The organism is Variovorax sp. PEI5 (genome assembly GCF_056679935.1).
Window position 1 is genome coordinate 3,155,472 of record NZ_CM155257.1, and the last position, 18,312, is coordinate 3,173,783.

At 70.9% G+C, this 18,312-nt stretch carries 15 protein-coding genes; all 15 read left to right on the forward strand.

Features of this window, described 5'->3' with window-relative positions; all coding sequences use genetic code 11:
• Positions 1–144 precede the first annotated feature (144 nt).
• The 15 genes from mraZ to ftsZ all read left to right on the forward strand — a co-directional run bounded on the left by mraZ (position 145) and on the right by ftsZ (position 18,238).
• The gene (gene mraZ, locus AC1MLT_RS14485; RefSeq protein WP_481035033.1) at positions 145–579 is read left to right on the forward strand and encodes a division/cell wall cluster transcriptional repressor MraZ; all 435 of its coding nucleotides are present in this window, start codon (positions 145–147) and stop codon (positions 577–579) included.
• 20 nt (positions 580–599) lie between these two features.
• On the forward strand, positions 600–1,535 hold the full coding sequence (rsmH, locus tag AC1MLT_RS14490; RefSeq protein ID WP_481032896.1) for a 16S rRNA (cytosine(1402)-N(4))-methyltransferase RsmH: 936 nt from the start codon (positions 600–602) through the stop codon (positions 1,533–1,535).
• 5 nt (positions 1,536–1,540) lie between these two features.
• Positions 1,541–1,891: a cell division protein FtsL gene (ftsL, locus tag AC1MLT_RS14495; RefSeq protein ID WP_481032897.1), complete on the forward strand. Its 351-nt coding sequence runs from the start codon at positions 1,541–1,543 to the stop codon at positions 1,889–1,891.
• Positions 1,891–3,645: a peptidoglycan D,D-transpeptidase FtsI family protein gene (locus tag AC1MLT_RS14500; RefSeq protein WP_481032898.1), complete on the forward strand. Its 1,755-nt coding sequence runs from the start codon at positions 1,891–1,893 to the stop codon at positions 3,643–3,645. Before ftsL ends, AC1MLT_RS14500 begins: the two co-directional genes overlap by 1 nt.
• 20 nt (positions 3,646–3,665) lie before the next feature.
• Positions 3,666–5,225: a UDP-N-acetylmuramoyl-L-alanyl-D-glutamate--2,6-diaminopimelate ligase gene (locus AC1MLT_RS14505; RefSeq protein WP_481035034.1), complete on the forward strand. Its 1,560-nt coding sequence runs from the start codon at positions 3,666–3,668 to the stop codon at positions 5,223–5,225.
• A gap of 41 nt (positions 5,226–5,266) precedes the next feature.
• Positions 5,267–6,697 (forward strand): UDP-N-acetylmuramoyl-tripeptide--D-alanyl-D-alanine ligase, encoded by a 1,431-nt coding sequence (locus AC1MLT_RS14510; protein WP_481032899.1) that lies wholly within the window; start codon positions 5,267–5,269, stop codon positions 6,695–6,697.
• A 28-nt stretch (positions 6,698–6,725) separates the two neighbouring features.
• On the forward strand, positions 6,726–7,904 hold the full coding sequence (gene mraY, locus AC1MLT_RS14515) for a phospho-N-acetylmuramoyl-pentapeptide-transferase (RefSeq protein ID WP_481032900.1): 1,179 nt from the start codon (positions 6,726–6,728) through the stop codon (positions 7,902–7,904).
• Between the two features lie 4 nt (positions 7,905–7,908).
• A complete protein-coding gene (gene murD, locus AC1MLT_RS14520) occupies positions 7,909–9,909 on the forward strand; it encodes a UDP-N-acetylmuramoyl-L-alanine--D-glutamate ligase (protein ID WP_481032901.1) in 2,001 nt (666 codons plus the stop codon).
• A 119-nt stretch (positions 9,910–10,028) separates the two neighbouring features.
• A complete protein-coding gene (gene ftsW / locus AC1MLT_RS14525; protein ID WP_481035036.1) occupies positions 10,029–11,231 on the forward strand; it encodes a putative lipid II flippase FtsW in 1,203 nt (400 codons plus the stop codon).
• Between the two features lie 29 nt (positions 11,232–11,260).
• Positions 11,261–12,343 (forward strand): undecaprenyldiphospho-muramoylpentapeptide beta-N-acetylglucosaminyltransferase, encoded by a 1,083-nt coding sequence (gene murG, locus AC1MLT_RS14530; RefSeq protein ID WP_481035037.1) that lies wholly within the window; start codon positions 11,261–11,263, stop codon positions 12,341–12,343.
• The gene (gene murC, locus AC1MLT_RS14535; RefSeq protein ID WP_481032902.1) at positions 12,340–13,806 is read left to right on the forward strand and encodes a UDP-N-acetylmuramate--L-alanine ligase; all 1,467 of its coding nucleotides are present in this window, start codon (positions 12,340–12,342) and stop codon (positions 13,804–13,806) included. Before murG ends, murC begins: the two co-directional genes overlap by 4 nt.
• Positions 13,803–14,801: a D-alanine--D-alanine ligase gene (locus tag AC1MLT_RS14540; protein WP_481032903.1), complete on the forward strand. Its 999-nt coding sequence runs from the start codon at positions 13,803–13,805 to the stop codon at positions 14,799–14,801. The genes murC and AC1MLT_RS14540 overlap by 4 nt, the downstream gene beginning before the upstream one ends.
• Positions 14,802–14,803: 2 nt before the next feature.
• Positions 14,804–15,589 (forward strand): cell division protein FtsQ/DivIB, encoded by a 786-nt coding sequence (locus AC1MLT_RS14545; RefSeq protein ID WP_481032904.1) that lies wholly within the window; start codon positions 14,804–14,806, stop codon positions 15,587–15,589.
• Positions 15,590–15,612: 23 nt separating this feature from the next.
• Positions 15,613–16,842, forward strand: coding sequence for a cell division protein FtsA (ftsA, locus tag AC1MLT_RS14550; protein ID WP_481032905.1), 1,230 nt, complete (start codon positions 15,613–15,615; stop codon positions 16,840–16,842).
• 181 nt (positions 16,843–17,023) lie between these two features.
• Complete coding sequence (ftsZ, locus tag AC1MLT_RS14555) at positions 17,024–18,238, forward strand: cell division protein FtsZ (protein WP_481032906.1); 1,215 nt, start codon at positions 17,024–17,026, stop codon at positions 18,236–18,238.
• Positions 18,239–18,312: the final 74 nt, after the last annotated feature.

An 18,312-nucleotide genomic window follows, 5' to 3' on the forward strand; every position in this document is an offset into this window, starting at 1 on the left:
CCATTATCAAAAAAGCCATCGTCGCGTCTCGCGACGAGGGGCTTTCCCTGATACAGTGGAAAAAAGTGCAGTTAAGTGGGAATAAGTGCCGGATGCCGTCTCGTCGAGGCGCGCGGCCCGTCCTACCAAAAGGGTTTCGTGGTCGTGTTTCAAGGCGCTTCATCGCTGAGTCTGGATGCAAAGGGGCGCCTGTCGGTGCCGACCCGGCATCGCGATGTGCTGGCCGCCACGGCCGAGGGCCAGCTCACGATCACGCGTCACCCCCACGGCTGCCTGATGATCTTCCCGCGTCCCGCCTGGGAACAGTTCCGCGAACGCGTGGCCACGATGCCCCTGAAGGACCAATGGCTCAAGCGCCTGTTCATCGGCAACGCCATGGACGTGCAGATGGACGCCACCGGCCGCATCCTGGTGTCGCCCGAGCTGCGCGCGGCCGCCCGCATCGAGCGCGACACCTTGCTGCTTGGCATGGGCAGCCACTTCGAGCTGTGGGACAAGGCGACGCACGACGAGCAGGAAGCACGCGCCCTGGCCGCCGGGCTGGCCGAGTCCGCCGCCTTCAACGATCTCGCGTTCTGACGCGGCAGAGAGAATTCGCGTTGGACCAACCCATCTCATGGACCCACACGACCGTCCTCCTCGACGAGGCGGTGGAGGCGCTCGTGGCCGATCGTCCCGCGTCGGCGCTCGCGGGCACCTTCGTCGATGCCACGTTCGGCCGCGGCGGGCATGCGCGGCGCCTGCTGGAGCGGCTGGCGCCGGAAGGCCGGCTGATCGCGTTCGACAAGGACGCCGAAGCCATCGCCGCGGCCGCCCGCATCGAGGACCGGCGTTTCTCGATCCGGCACCAGGGCTTCGCCAACCTCGGCGAACTCGAACCCGCCGGCATCGCCGGACTGCTCATGGACCTGGGCATCAGTTCGCCGCAAATCGACAACCCCGCACGGGGTTTTTCTTTTCGTTTCGACGGCCCGCTCGACATGCGCATGGACACCACGCGCGGCGAGAGCGTGGCCGCGTGGCTGGCGACGGCCGAGACACAGCAGATTGCAGAGGTGATTCGTGACTATGGGGAAGAACGGTTTGCTGTTCAGATTGCAAAGGCGATTGATGCTCGCCGACAGGAGCGGGGCCCAGTTTCAACCACCACCGAGCTGGCCGAGCTCGTGGCTGGCACGGTCAAAACCCGCGAGCCGGGCCAGAACCCTGCAACGCGCACATTTCAGGCTCTTCGGATTTTCATCAACGCCGAGCTTGAAGAGCTGCAACAGGCACTCGAAGCGAGCCTGAAGGTGCTGGCGCCGGGCGGCCGGCTGGCGGTGATTAGCTTCCATTCCCTGGAGGACCGCATCGTCAAGCAGTTCATCGCCCGCCACTCCAAGGAGGTCTACGACCGCCGCGCGCCGTTCGCCACGCCCCAGGCGATGCGGCTGCGGGCCGTCGCGCGCATCCGTCCGTCCGCCGCCGAGGTGGCGGCCAACCCGCGTGCCCGCAGCGCGATCCTGCGCGTGGCCGAGCGCACCGACGAGGCCTGACGCGCATGGTCCGCCTGAACGTCCTCCTGCTGATCGCCGTGCTCGCCTCGGCGCTCTACCTGGTGCACACCGAATACCGTTCGCGCCTGCTCTTCACCGAGCTCGACCGCCTCACCACCGAGGGGCGCCGGCTGGAGGTCGATGGCGAGCGGCTGCAGGTCGAGAAGCAGGCGCAGGCCACGCCCCTGCGGGTCGAGAAACTGGCCAAGGAGCAATTGAAGATGCGCACCACGACGCCCGCCATCACGCAGTACGTGCGCCAGGACGGCACGGTCATCCCGCCGATCCCGCAGGCCGTGCCCGCGCCGCCGGCCGGCGCGCGGCCGGCGGCGACCGCCACCCGGAGGGCCGGCTGATGCCACGCCGAGGTCACAGCGTCCAGTACACCACCAGCCCCTTGCTCGCGAGCAAGACGCCGGTCTGGCGCAGCCGCTTCATCGTCGCGGCCATCGCGCTGGGCTTTGTGGTGCTGGCCGGTCGCGCCGCCTACGTGCAGGTCATCGGCAACGACTTTTTCCAGCGCCAGGGCGCGGTGCGCTTCGCGCGCACGCTGGACATGCCGGCCAACCGCGGCCGCATCTTCGACCGCAACGGCCTGCTGCTGGCCTCGAGCGTGATCGCCCCGAGCATCTGGGCCATCCCCGAGGACATCGAGCGCGACGATCCGGATGTGAAGGCCAAGCTCAAGCTGGTCGCCAAGCTGCTGGAGATGCCACAGAAGGACTTCGACAAGAAGCTCGAGGACGAGGACAAGACCTTCGTCTGGATCAAGCGCCAGGTCGACGCGCCGATCGCCAAGCAGATCGCCGATCTCAACATCAAGGGCATCTACCAGCGCAAGGAATACAAGCGCCAGTATCCCAACGGCGAATCCGCGGCCCACGTGGTGGGCTTCACCAACGTCGAGGATCGCGGCCAGGAGGGCATCGAGCTGCAGTTCGACCGCGAGCTCGCCGGCCGCGCCGGTTCGCGCCGCGTCATCAAGGACCGGCTCGGCCGCGTCGTCGAGGGCGTGGGCGAGACCGTGCCGCCGCTCGACGGCAAGGACATCCAGCTGAGCGTGGACAGCAAGGTGCAGTTCTTCGCCTACCAGAAGCTGCGCGACGCCGTGATCGCGCGCCGCGCCAAGGCCGGCAGCGTGGTGGTGCTCGATGCCATCACCGGCGAGGTGCTGGCATTGGCCAACTATCCGAGCTACGTGCCCGACAAGCGCCAGAACCTCACCGGCGAACAGTTGCGCAACCGCGCCCTGACCGACACCTTCGAGCCCGGCTCGACCATGAAGCCGATCACCGTCGCCATGGCGCTGGAGGCCGGCCGCATCCGGCCGTCGACCCTGATCGACACCGGTCCCGGGCGCTACCAGCTCGGCGGCTTCACCATCAGCGACACGCACAACTACGGCACGCTGAGCGTCGAGGGCGTGATCCAGAAGTCGAGCAACGTCGGCGCGCTCAAGATCGCCCAGAAGATGACCCCCCACGAGATGTGGGACACCTACACCGCGCTGGGCTACGGCCAGAAGCCGCAGATACAGTTCCCCGGCGCCGTCACCGGACGCGTGCGGCCCTGGAAGAACTGGAAGCCGGTCGAGCAGGCGACCATGGCCTACGGCTACGGCCTGTCGGCGTCGCTGTTCCAGATGGCGCACTCGTACACCTCGTTCGCGCACGACGGCCGGCTGATCCCGCTGACCATCCTGCGCAGCCCCGAGCCGGCCGTCGGCGTGCCGGTGTTCTCGGCCGAGAACGCGCGCGCGGTGCGCAAGATGCTGCAGATGGCCGCGGCGCCCGGCGGCACCGGACCGCTGGCGCAGACCGTGGGCTATTCGGTCGGCGGCAAGTCGGGCACGGCCCACAAGCAGGTCGGCCGGGGCTACGCGAGCAACAAGTACCGCGCCTGGTTCACCGGCATGGCGCCGATCGACAAGCCGCGCATCATCGTCGGCGTGATGATCGACGAGCCGAGCGACGGCGTCTACTTCGGCGGCCTGGCCGCCGCGCCGGTCTTCAGCGAGGTCGTGCAGCAGACGCTGCGCACGATGAACGTCGCGCCCGACCTGGCCGTCAAGCCGCTGGTCGTGACGCAGAGCGTGGACGAGAGCTTCTGACCCCGGATGCGCGCGCCATGATGAAGACCTTCGACACCCCGCACGAGGCCGCCCGCTGGCTGCAGGACCGCGTGCGCGGCACCCTGCAGGCCGACAGCCGCGCCATCGGCGCGGGCGACGGCTTCATCGCCTGGCCCGGCGCGGCCACCGACGGGCGGGCGCATGTCGCGGCGGCGCTGGCGCGTGGCGCGGTGGCCTGCCTGGTCGAGCGCGCCGGCATCGAGGCCTTCGTCGATGGCGCCGATGGTTTCGGCGTCGCGTCCGACGACGAGCGCATCGCCGCCTATGTCGGGCTCAAGGCCGCCACCGGTCCGATCGCCGCCGCCTTCCACCTGGCGCCGTCGGCCCAGCTCGACGTCATCGCGGTGACCGGCACCAACGGCAAGACCTCGACCGCCTGGTGGCTGGCCCAGGCGCTGTCGGAGGCCGGCGGCGTCGAGTCCGAGGTGCTGCTGCCCACGCCCTGCGCCGTGATCGGCACGCTCGGCATCGGCGTGCCGCCGGAGCTGGTCCACACCGGTCTCACCACGCCCGACCCGGTGGCGCTGCAGCGCGCCCTGCGCGACTTCGCCGATCGCGGGTTCGGCGCCTGCGCGATCGAGGCGTCCTCCATCGGCATCGCCGAGCGGCGCCTGGACGGCACCCGCATCGCGGTGGCGGTGTTCACCAATTTCACCCAGGACCACCTCGACTACCACGGCAGCATGGAGGCCTACTGGCAGGCCAAGGCCGAGCTGTTCGGCTGGCCCGGACTGCGCGCTGCGGTGGTCAACATCGACGACGTCCATGGCGCCTCGCTGGTCGGCGAACTGATCGACCGCGGCACCGGCGCGCTCGACGTCTGGACCGTCTCGGCCGCCGGCGCGCCGGCGCGGCTGTCGGCCCATGCCGTGGGCTACGACGCCCGGGGCCTGGGCTTCGAGGTGCGCGAGACGGAGGTCGCCGGCGCATCGCAGCAGCAGGCGCCACGCCTGGAGACCACCCTCATCGGCGACTACAACGTCGCCAACCTGCTGGGCGTGATCGGCACCCTGCGCGCCCTCGGCCTGACGCTGGCGCAGGCCGTGGATGCCTGCCGCCGGCTGGGCAGCGTGCCCGGTCGCATGGAGCGCGTCGAGGTGCCCGGCCGGCCGCTGGTGGTGGTCGACTACGCCCACACCCCCGATGCGCTGGACAAGGCGCTGGCCGGCCTGCGCCCGCTGGCGGCCGCGCGCGGCGGCGCGCTGTGGTGCGTCTTCGGCTGCGGCGGCGATCGCGATGCCGTCAAGCGGCCCCTGATGGGCGCCGTCGCCGAGCGCGGCGCCGACCGCCTCGTCCTGACCAGCGACAACCCGCGCAGCGAGAAGCCGGCGGCGATCCTGGGCCAGATCCTGCTCGGTCTCTCGCGTCCCGAGGCGGCCTGGGTCGAGTCCGACCGCGCCGCCGCCATCGAGCGCACGCTGGCCGAGGCGGCGCCGCGCGACGTCGTGCTCGTGGCCGGCAAGGGCCACGAGGCCTGGCAGGAGATCGCGGGTGAACGCATTCCGTTTTCCGATCGGGCGCATGCGCTCGATGCACTTGCGCGCGGGAGCGTCGCATGAACCACAGAGAAGGTCTCGTTTTTGAAGAAGAAAGCACATCGATGAGCGCCATGACCACGCTGGGTGGGGCGCTGCAGTGGATCCCGGGCGCGCGGCTGGTCGGCGACCCCGCGACGCCGTTCTCGCGCGTCCATACCGACACCCGCACGCTGATGGCGGGCGACCTGTTCGTCGCGCTCCAGGGCGAACACCACGACGCCAATGACTTCCTGCCCGCCGCGCGCGGGCGCGGCGCCGTCGCGGCGATCGCCCGGGGCGGCCTCGAGGCCGCCGGCCTGCCCGGCCTGGAGGTGCCCGACACGCTGGCCGCGCTCGGCGCGCTGGCCGCCGGCTGGCGCGCGCAGTTCGCGCTGCCCCTGGTGGCGGTCGCCGGCAGCAACGGCAAGACCACCGTCACGCAGATGATCGCCTCGATCCTGCGCGCCGCCTGCGACGCCCAGGCGTTCGCGACCGAGGGCAACTTCAACAACGAGATCGGCGTGCCGCTGACGCTGCTGCGCCTGCGCGCGGCGCACCGGCTGGGCGTGGTGGAGCTCGGCATGAACCACCCGGGCGAGATCGCGCGGCTGGCGGCCATCGCCCGCCCGACGATCGCGCTGGTCAACAACGCGCAGCGCGAGCACCAGGAGTTCATGGCCACCGTCGAGGCCGTGGCGCACGAGAACGGCGCGGTGTTCCCGGTCCTGCCGGCCGACGGCACGGCCGTCTTCCCGCACGCCGACGAATTCACGCCCCTGTGGCGTTCCCTGGCGCACGAGGGCGCGGCACGCCGCTGCCTGAGCTTCGGCGTCGCCGCCGATGCCGACATCGCGCTGGAGGACGCGCGGTGGGAGCAGGGCGCCTGGCGGATCCGCGTGCGCACGCCGCTCGGCGCGCTGGCGACGACGCTGCGCATCGCCGGCCACCACAACGTGGTCAACGCCCTGGCGGCGGTGGCCTGCGCGCTGGCCTCGGGCGTGTCGCTCGACCACATCGCCCAGGGACTGGCCGCGTTCGAACCGGTCAAGGGCCGCTCGCGCGCCAGCGAGATCGCGCGCGCCGACGGTCACACGCTGACGTTGGTCGACGACAGCTACAACGCCAATCCCGACTCGGTGCGCGCCGCCATCGAGGTGCTGGCATCGCTGCCGGGTCCGCGCCTGCTGGTGCTGGGCGACATGGGGGAGGTCGGCGACCAGGCCGGGCACTTCCACGCCGAGGTCGGCGCCTGGGCGCACCGGCGCGGCATCGAGACACTGTTCGCGCTCGGGCGGGAATCGGCCGCCAGCGTGGCCGCCTTCACCGCCGCCGGCGGCACCGATGCCCGGCATTTCGAGGCCATCGAGACGCTCGACGCGGCGGTGCTGGAGCGCCTGCCGGCCACGGCCAGCGTGCTGGTCAAGGGTTCGCGATTCATGCGCATGGAGCGGGTGGCCCAGGCCATCGCCGCCACGGCCGCTCCGGCGAGCCCGCAACAGGGAGGCCGGCCATGAGGAATCGTCATGCACCGCGTGAGACGACATGCTGCTGAGCCTGGCCCAATGGTTGCAGACGCTGTCCCCCGAGTTCGGGTTCCTGCGGATCTTCCAGTACCTCACCTTCCGCGCGCTGATGGCGTCGCTGACCGCGCTGCTGCTCGGCCTGGCCGCCGGTCCGTTCGTGATCCGGCGCCTGAGCCTGCTCAAGATCGGCCAGCCGGTGCGCGGCTATGGCATGGAGACCCATCTCTCCAAGAGCGGCACGCCCACCATGGGGGGCGTGCTGATCCTCTTCGCCATCGCGTTCTCCACCGTGCTGTGGTTCGACCTGGCCAACCGCTTCGTCTGGATCGTGCTGTGGGTGACGCTGGGCTTCGGCGCCATCGGCTGGGTCGACGACTGGCGCAAGGTGGTGCGCAAGGACCCCGAGGGCATGCGCTCGCGCGAGAAGTACATGTGGCAGTCGCTGGTCGGCCTGGTCGCCGGCTTCTACCTGCTGTTCAGCATCTCGGAGAGCTCCAACTGGCGCGTGCTGGAACTGTTCGCCGACTGGGTGCGCTCGGGCTTCGCGCTGGAGTTCTCGCCCAAGATCAACCTGCTGGTGCCATTGTTCAAGGAGATCAGCTATCCCCTGGGTGGCATCGGCTTCGTGATCCTGACCTACCTGGTGATCGTCGGCGCCAGCAACGCCGTCAACCTGACCGACGGCCTGGACGGCCTGGCGATCATGCCGGTGGTGATGGTCGGCTCGGCGCTGGGCGTGTTCGCCTATGTGACCGGCAGCGCGGTCTACTCGCGCTACCTGCTGTTCCCGCACATCCCCGGCTCGGGCGAGCTGCTGGTGTTCTGCTCGGCGATGGCCGGCGCGGGCCTGGCGTTCCTGTGGTTCAACACCCACCCGGCGCAGGTCTTCATGGGCGATGTCGGCGCGCTGGCGCTCGGCGGCGCGCTGGGCACTATCGCGGTCATCGTGCGCCAGGAGATCGTGTTCTTCGTGATGGGCGGCATCTTCGTGGTCGAGGCGATCTCGGTCATGACGCAGGTGACCTACTTCAAGTACACCAAGAAGCGCTTCGGTCAGGGCCGGCGCATCCTGAAGATGGCGCCGCTGCACCACCACTTCGAGAAGAGCGGCTGGCGCGAGACCCAGGTGGTCGTGCGCTTCTGGATCATCACCATGCTGCTGTGCCTCGTGGGCCTGGCCACGCTGAAGCTGCGTTGAAGCCATGAAGCACCTCCACGACCTCCACGTGCTGATCCTGGGCCTGGGCGCATCCGGCCTGGCGATGGCGCGCTGGTGCGCGCGCCATGGCGCGCATGTCACCGTGGCCGACACGCGCACGGCGCCGCCGCAACTCGCGGCCCTGCGCCGCGACGCGCCCGACGCGGTCTTCGTCGGCGGCGCGTTCGCCCCGGCCCTGGTCGAGGGCACGTCGGTGCGCGCGGTCTATCGCTCGCCCGGTCTGGCGCCGGCCGACATCGCGCCGGTCGTCGACGCGGCGCGCGCCATCGGCCTGGCCATCGGCGGCGAGCTCGACCTGTTCGCCCGTGCACTGGAGGACCTGCGCGTGGCCGACGACGCGGCGGCCGGCGCCGATGCGGAGCATCTGCTCGGCGTCGCGCCCGATGCCGATGCCGATGCCGCCGGGGAAGCCGAGGAGGGCGAGCCTGTGGAGGACCGCGTGGACATCGTCGTGCCGCCCGCCGGGTCCCGGCCCCTGCAGCCGCCGCCGGAGTCCGAGGTCGAACCCCGCACCGAGACCGGTCCCGCCGCGGCGCCCGGCTCGGCACCCGCCGATGCGCCCGGTCCCGATGTCGCGCCGGGCTCGGCGCCCCATCCCGACAGGGCGCCGGAGCCGTCGCCGGAACCCGCATCGGTGCGTCCGGCGGGCATCTCGCCGCACACCGCCGCGCGCGACGCCGCCGCCTTCGTCGCCCGCATCGCCGAGCTGTCGGCGAGCGCGCCGGCCGCGCCCGCGGACGACGAGACCCCGGCAGCGATCGTCGCGCCAGCCGCGGCGCCGGCCGCCGGCGGCTACCGGCCGGTCGTGCTGGCCATCACCGGCACCAATGGCAAGACCACCGTCACCTCGCTGACCGGCCGGCTCGTCGAGCGCGCCGGCCGCACCGTGGCCGTGGCCGGCAACATCGGCCCGACCCTGCTCGACACGCTCGCCGGCCACCTCGACGCCGGCACGCTGCCCGAGGTCTGGGTGCTGGAACTCTCCAGCTTCCAGCTCGACGGCGTGCGGGGTTTCGAGCCGACCGCCGCCACCGTGCTCAACATCAGCCAGGACCATCTCGACTGGCATGGCGACATGGCGGCCTACGAGGCGGCCAAGGCCGGCATCTTCGGCCGCCAGGGCCTGATGGTGCTCAACCGCGACGATCCGGCCGTGATGCGGATGCTGCCGGCGCCGGTGCGCGTGCGGCTGCAGCGCCCCCGGGTGCGCGCCCATGTCACCTTCGGCGGCGACCTGCCGCGGCGCCCGGGCGACTTCGGCATCGAGCGCGTCAACGGCATGGCCTGGCTGGTGCGCGCCTTCGAGGCCGACGAGACCGTGAAGCGCCGGCGCGGCGCCGCCGCCGCCGCGGACGACGAGATCGTCCTGCAGCGCCTGATGCCGGCCGATGCGCTGCGCATCCGCGGCCACCACAACGCCCAGAACGCGCTGGCGGCCTTGGCCCTGGCCGGCGCGGCCGGCTGCGCGCTGGCGCCGATGCTCTACGGCCTGCGCGAGTACCGGGGCGAGCCGCATCGCGTCGAGCCGGTCGCCATCGTCGACGAGGTCGAGTACTTCGACGACAGCAAGGGCACCAACGTGGGCGCCACCGTCGCCGCGCTGGGTGGGCTGGGCGCCGAGCGCCGCGTCGTCGCCATCCTGGGCGGCGAGGGCAAGGGACAGGATTTCGCGCCGCTGGCCGAGCCGGTCGCGCGGTTCGCGCGCGCGGTGGTGCTGATCGGGCGCGACGCGCCGCTGATCGAGGGCGTCCTGGCCGCCACTGGCATCGCGCTGCTGCATGCCGCGTCGATGGACGAGGCGGTGGCGCTGGCCGCCCGGCGCGCCCGCCCGGGCGATGCCGTGCTGCTGTCGCCGGCCTGCGCCAGCTTCGACATGTTCAAGGACTACGCCCACCGCGCCGCCGTCTTCGTGGCCGCCGTGGAGGCACTGGCCGATGCGTCCGCGATGGCATCGCGGCAAGGCATCGAGGAGAACCATTCATGAGTCGCAACGCCGCCACGGCCACCGCCCCCGTCGAGACGCCCGAGGCCGCCGAGGCGCCCGCCAGCCGCCTGCGCCGCTGGTTCGGCCGCGCCGCCCAGAGCGGCATCGACGCGCTGCCGATGCATCTGCCGGTGCGCCTGGGCGGCGCCGACGTGGCCCAGACCAAGGCCGCGCCGGTGCGCGTGCTGGGCTTCGACCAGGCGCTGGTCTGGGTCACCTTCGCCCTGCTGGCCTGGGGGCTGGTGATGGTCTATTCGGCCTCCATCGCCATGGCCGACAACCCGCGCTTCGCCCGCGCCGGCAATGGACCGACCTTCTACCTGGTGCGCCACGCCCTGTTCATCGCCATCGCGTTCGTCACGGCGCTGCTGGCCTTCCAGATCCCCATGAAGACCTGGGAGCGCGTGGCGCCCTGGCTGTTCGTGCTGTCGATCCTGCTGCTGGTGGCGGTGCTGGTGCCGCACGTCGGGCGGGTGGTCAACGGCGCGCGGCGCTGGCTGCCGCTGGGGATCATGAACTTCCAGCCCTCCGAGCTCGCCAAGCTGGCCATGGTGCTCTACGCATCGAGCTACATGGTGCGCAAGATGGAGATCAAGGAGCATTTCTTCCGGGCCGTCTGGCCCATGGGCGCGGCCGTGGTGATCATCGGCATGCTGCTGCTGGCCGAGCCGGACATGGGCGCGTTCATGGTCATCGCCGTGATCGCCATGGGCATCCTGTTCCTCGGCGGCGTCAACGCGCGCATGTTCTTCGTCATCGCGGCCCTGATGCTGGTGGCCTTCGGTGTCATGGTGATGACCAGCGAATGGCGGCGCGAGCGGCTGTTCGCCTACCTCGATCCGTTCAGCGAGGCCCACGCGCTGGGCAAGGGCTACCAGCTCTCGCATTCGCTGATCGCCATCGGGCGCGGCGAGATCTTCGGCGTCGGCCTGGGCGGCAGCGTCGAGAAGCTGCACTGGCTGCCCGAGGCCCACACCGACTTCCTGCTGGCCGTGCTGGGCGAGGAGTTCGGCCTGGTCGGCGTGCTGCTGGTGCTGGGCATGTTCCTGTGGCTCACCCGCCGCGTGATGCACATCGGCCGCCAGGCGATCTCGCTCGACCGGGTGTTCTCCGGCCTGGTGGCGCAGGGCATCGGCATCTGGATCGGCTTCCAGTCGTTCATCAACATGGGCGTGAACCTGGGCGCGCTGCCGACCAAGGGCCTGGGCCTGCCGCTGATGAGCTTCGGCGGCTCGGCCATCCTGATGAACCTGGTGGCGCTGGCCGTGGTGCTGCGCATCGACTACGAGAACCGCGTGCTGATGCGCGGCGGACGGCTGTGAGCACCGGAGCGCGCCGCACGGCGCTGGTCATGGCCGGGGGCACCGGGGGGCACATCTTCCCGGGCCTGGCGGTGGCCGAGGCATTGCGCGAACGCGGCTGGCGCGTGCACTGGCTGGGCGCGCCCGGCGGCATGGAGGAGCAGCTGGTGCCGCCGCGCGGCTTCGCCTTCGAGCCGGTGCGCTTCGGCGGCCTGCGTGGCAAGGGGCCATGGACCGTGGCGCTGCTGCCGCTGCGGCTCCTGCGCGCCTTCTGGCAGAGCATCGGCGTGCTGCGCCGGGTGCGGCCCGACGTGGTGGTCGGCCTGGGCGGCTACATCACCTTCCCGGGCGGCCTCATGAGCGCGCTGCTGGGCCGGCCCTTGGTGCTGCACGAGCAGAACTCGGTCGCCGGGCTGGCCAACCGGGTGCTCGCGAGCGTCGCCCACCGGGTCTTCACGGCCTTCCCCGATGTGCTGAAGGGCGCCGAGTGGATCGGCAACCCGCTGCGCGCCGCCTTCGTGACGCAGCCCGAGCCCGGCGCGCGCTTCGCCGGCCGCACCGGCCCGCTGCGGCTGCTGGTGGTCGGCGGCAGCCTGGGCGCGCGGGCGCTCAACACGATCGTGCCGCAGGCCCTGGCGCGTCTCGCGCCCGGGATGCGGCCGAGCGTGGTCCATCAGAGCGGCGCCAGGCAGATCGACGAGCTGCGCGCCAACTATGCCGCCGCCGGCGTCGTGGCCGAGCTCACGCCCTTCATCGACGACACCGCTGCCGCCTATGCCGACGCCGACCTCATCGTCGCGCGCGCGGGCGCCAGCACCGTCACCGAAATCGCGGCCGTCGGCGCAGCAGCGCTGTTCGTGCCTTTCCCGTCGGCGGTGGACGACCACCAGACCACCAATGCCCGCTTCCTCGTCGACGCGGGCGGCGGCTGGCTCGTCGCCCAGCCCGACCTCACTCCCGAACTCCTGGCCGATTTGCTCAAGACAACCGAACGCTCCACGCTGGTGGACAAGGCGCGGTGCGCCCGCACGATGAAGAAGACCGAGGCGGTCGACCGGATGGTCCGCGCCTGCGAGGAACTCGCCGACCGGCGCGCCGCGCGCAAGGCCGCGCGCGAAGGACGCGCCTCGTGAAGCACGCCATCCGCCACATCCATTTCGTCGGCATCGGTGGCGCCGGCATGAGCGGCATCGCCGAGGTGCTGCTCAACCTGGACTACCGCATCTCCGGCTCCGACCTGTCCGACAGCGCCACGCTGCGGCGCCTGGCCGGCCTGGGCATCGTCACGTACGTGGGCCACGACGCCGCCAACATCGAGGGCGCCGACGCGGTGGTCACCTCCACCGCGGTGCAGGCCTCGAATCCGGAAGTCGTCGCCGCGCGCGAGAAGCGCATCCCGGTGGTGCCGCGCGCCATGATGCTGGCCGAGCTGATGCGCCTGAAGCAGGGCATCGCCATCGCCGGCACCCACGGCAAGACCACCACCACCAGCCTGGTGGCCAGCGTGCTGGCCGCCGCCGGCTTCGATCCGACCTTCGTCATCGGCGGCCGCCTCAACAGCGCCGGCGCCAACGCCCGGCTGGGCAGCGGCGACTACATCGTGGTCGAGGCCGACGAGTCCGATGCCTCGTTCCTGAACCTGCTGCCGGTGATGGCGGTGGTCACGAACATCGACGCCGACCACATGGAGACCTACGGGCACGACTTCGGCAACCTGAAGAAGGCCTTCGTCGACTTCCTGCACCGCATGCCGTTCTATGGCGTGGCGATCCTGTGCACCGACGACGCGGCGGTGCGCGAGATCGTGCCCGAGGTCACCTGCCCGGTGACCAGCTACGGCTTCAACGAGGACGCCCAGGTGCGTGCGGTCGACGTGCGCGCCGTCGGCGCGCAGATGCACTTCACGGCGCAGCGCCGCAATGGCGTCACGCTGCCCGACCTGCGCGTGGTGCTCAACCTCGCCGGCGAGCACAACGTGCTCAACGCGCTGTCGGTGATCGCCGTGGCGGCCGAACTCAACGTGCCCGACGCGGCGCTGCTGCAGGGCCTGGCCGACTTCAAGGGCGTCGGCCGGCGCTTCCAGAACTATGGCGAGGTGCCGGCCGCCCAGGCCGGCGCTGCCGGTGCCGCCGGCGGCTTCACCCTGATCGAGGACTATGGCCACCATCCGGTGGAGATGGCCGCGACCATCGCCGCGGCGCGCGGCGCCTTTCCCGGCCGCCGGCTGGTGCTGGCGTTCCAGCCGCATCGCTACAGCCGCACGCGCGACTGCTTCGAGGATTTCGTGAAGGTGCTGGGCACGGCCGATGCCGTGCTGCTCGGCGAGGTCTATGCCGCCGGCGAGGCGCCGATCGTGGCGGCCGACGGCCGCTCGCTGGCGCGCGCCCTGCGCGTGGCCGGCAAGGTCGAGCCGGTGTTCGTCGACGAGATCGGCGCCATGGCGCAGGCGGTGATCGACAACGCCCGCGCCGGCGATGTCGTGGTGTGCATGGGCGCCGGCTCCATCGGCGGCGTGCCGGGCCGGGTGGTCGAGCTCGGCGGGACCGCTGCGCCCCCGGTCGCGGGCCAGTTCACGCGCGAAGGACGCATCCTGTGACGACGACGACCAACCCCATCGACACCCCGGCGGCGATCGACGTCGCCGCGCTCGGCAAGGTCGCCGTGCTGCAGGGCGGCACCTCGGCCGAGCGGCCGATCTCGCTGCTGTCGGGCGCCGGCGTGCTGGAGGCGCTGCGGTCGCGCGGCGTCGACGCCCACGCCTTCGATCCGGCCGAGCGCGAGCTGGCCGAACTCCGGCGCGAGGGCTTCGCGCGCTGCTTCATCGCGCTGCATGGCCGCCATGGCGAGGACGGCACGGTGCAGGGCGCGCTCGAACTGCTGGGCATCCCCTACACCGGCTCGGGCGTGATGGCCTCGAGCGTGGCGCTCGACAAGGTCATGACCAAGCGCATCTGGCTGGCCGACGGCCTGCCAACCCCGCGCTACGTGCGCCTGGCGGCCGACCTGCGGGGACCCGAGCAGGTGCGCGCGGTGCCCGAGGTGCTGGGCCTGCCGCTGATCGTCAAGCCGCCGCGCGAGGGCTCCTCGATCGGCGTCACCAAGGTGCGCGATGCTTCGCAGATGCAGGAAGCGGTGACCCTGTCGGCGACCTACGACGCCGATGTGCTGTGCGAGGAATTCATCGAGGGCGAGGAGGTGACCTGCGCCGTGCTGGGCACCGGCGCCGGCGCCCGGGCCCTGCCGGTGGTGCGCATCGCCGCGCCCGAGGGCGCCTACGACTACCAGAACAAGTACTTCACCGACGACGTGAAATACCACTGCCCGAGCGGCCTGCCCGAGGCCGAGGAGCAGGAGATCCGCCGCATCACGCTGGCGGCCTTCCGCACGCTCGGCTGCCGGGGCTGGGGCCGGGCCGACGTCATGATCCGCGCCAGCGACCGCAAGCCCTTCCTGCTGGAGATGAACACCTCGCCCGGCATGACCACCCATTCGCTGGTCCCGATGTCGGCGCGCGCCGCGGGCATCGGCTACGAGGAGCTGTGCCTGCGGGTGCTCGCCATGGCGACGCTCGACTCGGCGGGCGCGCACTGACCATGGCCACCACCGCGCCCACCCCCTTCGACGTCCGGCTGATGAATTTCACGGCCACGCTGGTGTTCGTGCTGTTCGCGCTGACGCTGGTGGTCGCGCTCGCGTGGTGGGTGCTGCGCCAGCCCTTCTTCCCGATCGCCGCGCTCAAGGTCGACGGCGAGGTCACTCACAACAGCGCCGTCACGCTGCGCGCCACCGTCACGCCGCAGATCACCGGCAACTTCTTCACCGCCGACCTGGCGCGCGCGCGCACCGCCTTCGAGTCGGTGCCCTGGGTGCGCCAGGCGGTGGTGCGGCGCGAATTCCCGAACAAGCTGCGCGCCACCCTGGTCGAGCACGTGCCGGTCGCCCATTGGGGCGACGAGGCCAGCTCGCGGCTGGTCAACGGCTTCGGCGAGATCTTCGAGGCCAACGCGGCCGAGGTCGACGACAAGCTGCCGCGCCTGGACGGCCCGCCCGACCAGGCCGGCCAGATCCTGGGCATGTACCGCCTGCTGGTGCCATTGTTCGCGCCCTACGAGATCGGCATCGAGGAACTCGGCCTGTCGAGTCGCGGCAGCTGGCACGTGCTGCTCGACACCGGCGCCGTGCTCGAACTCGGTCGCGGACGCAGCGAGGAGGTCGTCGCCCGCACCGAGCGCTTCCTGCGCACGGTGGCGCAGGTGGCGGCCCAGTACGGTCGCACCGTGGCATCGGTCGAGGGCGCCGATCTGCGCCATCACGAGGGTTACGCCCTGCGCATGCGCGGCGTCACCACCGTGGTGAACGAGCCCCCCAAGAAAAAATGAGCGAACAGCGAGGACACACACGCATGCCCAGAGAATACAAAGACCTCGTCGTCGGTCTCGATATCGGAACCGCCAAGGTGATGGTGGTCGTGGCCGAGGTGCTCGGCGGCGGCGCGCTCAAGCTCGCCGGCCTCGGCGTCGCGCCCAGCAACGGCCTGAAGCGCGGCGTGGTGGTGAACATCGACGCCACGGTGCAGAGCATCCAGCAGGCCCTGAAGGAGGCCGAGCTGATGGCCGACTGCAAGATCGGTCGCGTCTACACCGGCATCACCGGCAGCCACATCCGCGGCATCAACTCCAGCGGCATGGTGGCGGTCAAGGACAAGGAAGTGACGGCGGCGGATGTCGCCCGGGTGGTGGAGACGGCGCGCGCCATCAACATCTCCAGCGACCAGCGCCTGCTGCTGGTGGAGCCGCAGGAGTTCGTCATCGACGGCCAGGACGTCAAGGAACCGATCGGCATGAGCGGCATGCGGCTCGAGGCCAAGGTGCACATCGTCACCGGCGCCCAGAGCGCGGCCGAGAACATCATCAAGTGCGTGCGCCGTTGCGGCCTGGAGGTCGACCAGCTGATGCTCAACCCGCTGGCCTCCAGCCTGGCGGTGCTGACCGAGGACGAGCGCGAACTCGGCGTGGTGCTGGTCGACATCGGCGCCGGCACCACCGACGTCGCCATCTTCACCAATGGCGCGATCCGCTTCACGGCCGTGATCCCGATCGCCGGCGACCTCATCACCAGCGACATCGCGATGGCCTTGCGCACGCCGACCAAGGACGCCGAGGACATCAAGGTCGAGAGCGGCTGCGCCAAGCAGCTGCTGGCCGATCCCGACACGCAGGTCGAGGTACCGGGCCTGGGCGATCGTGGTCCGCGCATGCTCAGTCGCCAGGCGTTGGCCGGCGTCATCGAGCCGCGCGTCGAGGAGATCTTCTCGCTCGTGCAGCAGGTGGTGCGCGAGTCGGGCTACGAGGAGGTGCTGTCGTCGGGGGTGGTGCTCACCGGCGGCAGCGCGGTGATGCCGGGCATGGTCGAGCTGGGGGAGGACATCTTCCTCAAGCCGGTGCGCCGCGGCATCCCGAAGTATTCGAGCGCCCTGTCGGACATGGTGGCCCAGCCTCGCGCGGCCACCGTCATGGGTCTCCTGGAGGAGGCCCGCTTCGCCCGCATGCGCGGCTACAAGGTGGCGCAGAAGAACGGTTCGGTCAAGACCGCCTTCGGCCGTTTCAAGGACTTCATCGTGGGGAACTTCTAGCCATGCCACCTTCCCCCATGTCGAGGATCGACCGGCGCTGTCCGCGCCTGCATTTCAACGAGCGATGGCGGCGCACCGGTCCGCCCTCGCGACAGCGCTGCGATGGGATCCAGCGAACGACGACGACGACGCGATTTTCAGCAACTACGGCAACAGCAACAGCAAATTCAAGGAGTCAGAAATGGCCATCGAAATGATCGAAGTGGAAGAGTTCAACCAGGGCACGCAGATCAAGGTCATCGGCGTGGGCGGCGGCGGCGGCAACGCGGTCGCGCACATGATCGAGCGCGGCGTGCAGGGCGTGCAGTTCTCCTGCGCCAACACCGACGCGCAGGCGCTCTCGCGCAGCAACGCGCCCAAGCTGATCCAGCTCGGCAGCAACGGCCTGGGCGCGGGCGGCAAGCCGGCCAAGGGTCGCGAGGCGGCCGAGGCGGCGATCGACGAGATCCGCACGGCCATCGATGGCGCGCACATGCTCTTCATCACCGCCGGCATGGGCGGCGGCACCGGCACCGGCGCGGCGCCCGTGATCGCCCGCGTGGCCAAGGAGATGGGCATCCTGACGGTCGGCGTGGTGACCAAGCCCTTCGACTGGGAGGGCGGCAAGCGCATGAGCAACGCCGACGAGGGCCTGGCCGAGCTGGAAGCCAACGTCGACTCGCTGATCGTGATCCTGAACGAGAAGCTGCTCGACGTGCTGGGCGACGACGTGACGCAGGCCGAGGCCTTCGCGCATGCCAACGACGTGCTCAAGAACGCCGTCGGCGGCATCTCCGAGATCATCAACGAGTACGGCGGCGTCAACGTCGACTTCGAGGACGTGCGCACCGTGATGGGCGAGCCCGGCAAGGCCATGATGGGCACGGCCGCGGCCAGCGGTCCCGACCGCGCCCGCATCGCCGCCGAGCAGGCCGTGGCCTGCCCGCTGCTCGAGGGCATCGACCTGTCGGGCGCCAAGGGCGTGCTGGTGCTGGTGACGGCCTCCAAGAGCTCGCTCAAGCTGGCCGAGTCGAAGCTCGCCATGAACACGATCCGCGCCTACGCCTCGGCCGACGCGCACGTGATCTACGGCGCCGCCTACGACGAGGCGCTGGGCGACGAGATGCGCGTGACGGTGGTCGCCACCGGCCTGTCGCGTCCGGTCGACGCGCGTCGCCAGGCGCCCGCGCTCGAGGTCATCCGCACCGGCACCGACAACATCCCGTTCCCGATGCCCTCGAACGGCGGCATGGGCCAGGCCGGTCACCACCACCACCAGCCGAACTACGAAGGCATGGCGGTGCCCAGCGTGTGGCGCACCAACCGCACCATGGCCGCGGCCAAGGTCGACGCGCTCTCCTCGGGCGGCATGGACGACTTCGAGATCCCAGCCTTCCTGCGCCGCCAGGCCGACTGATGACCCCCGGGCGGGCCCGCGCCTATGGCGGGCATAGCCGGCACGGTGGCGCGTCGTGGAGTTCGCGCTCCTAG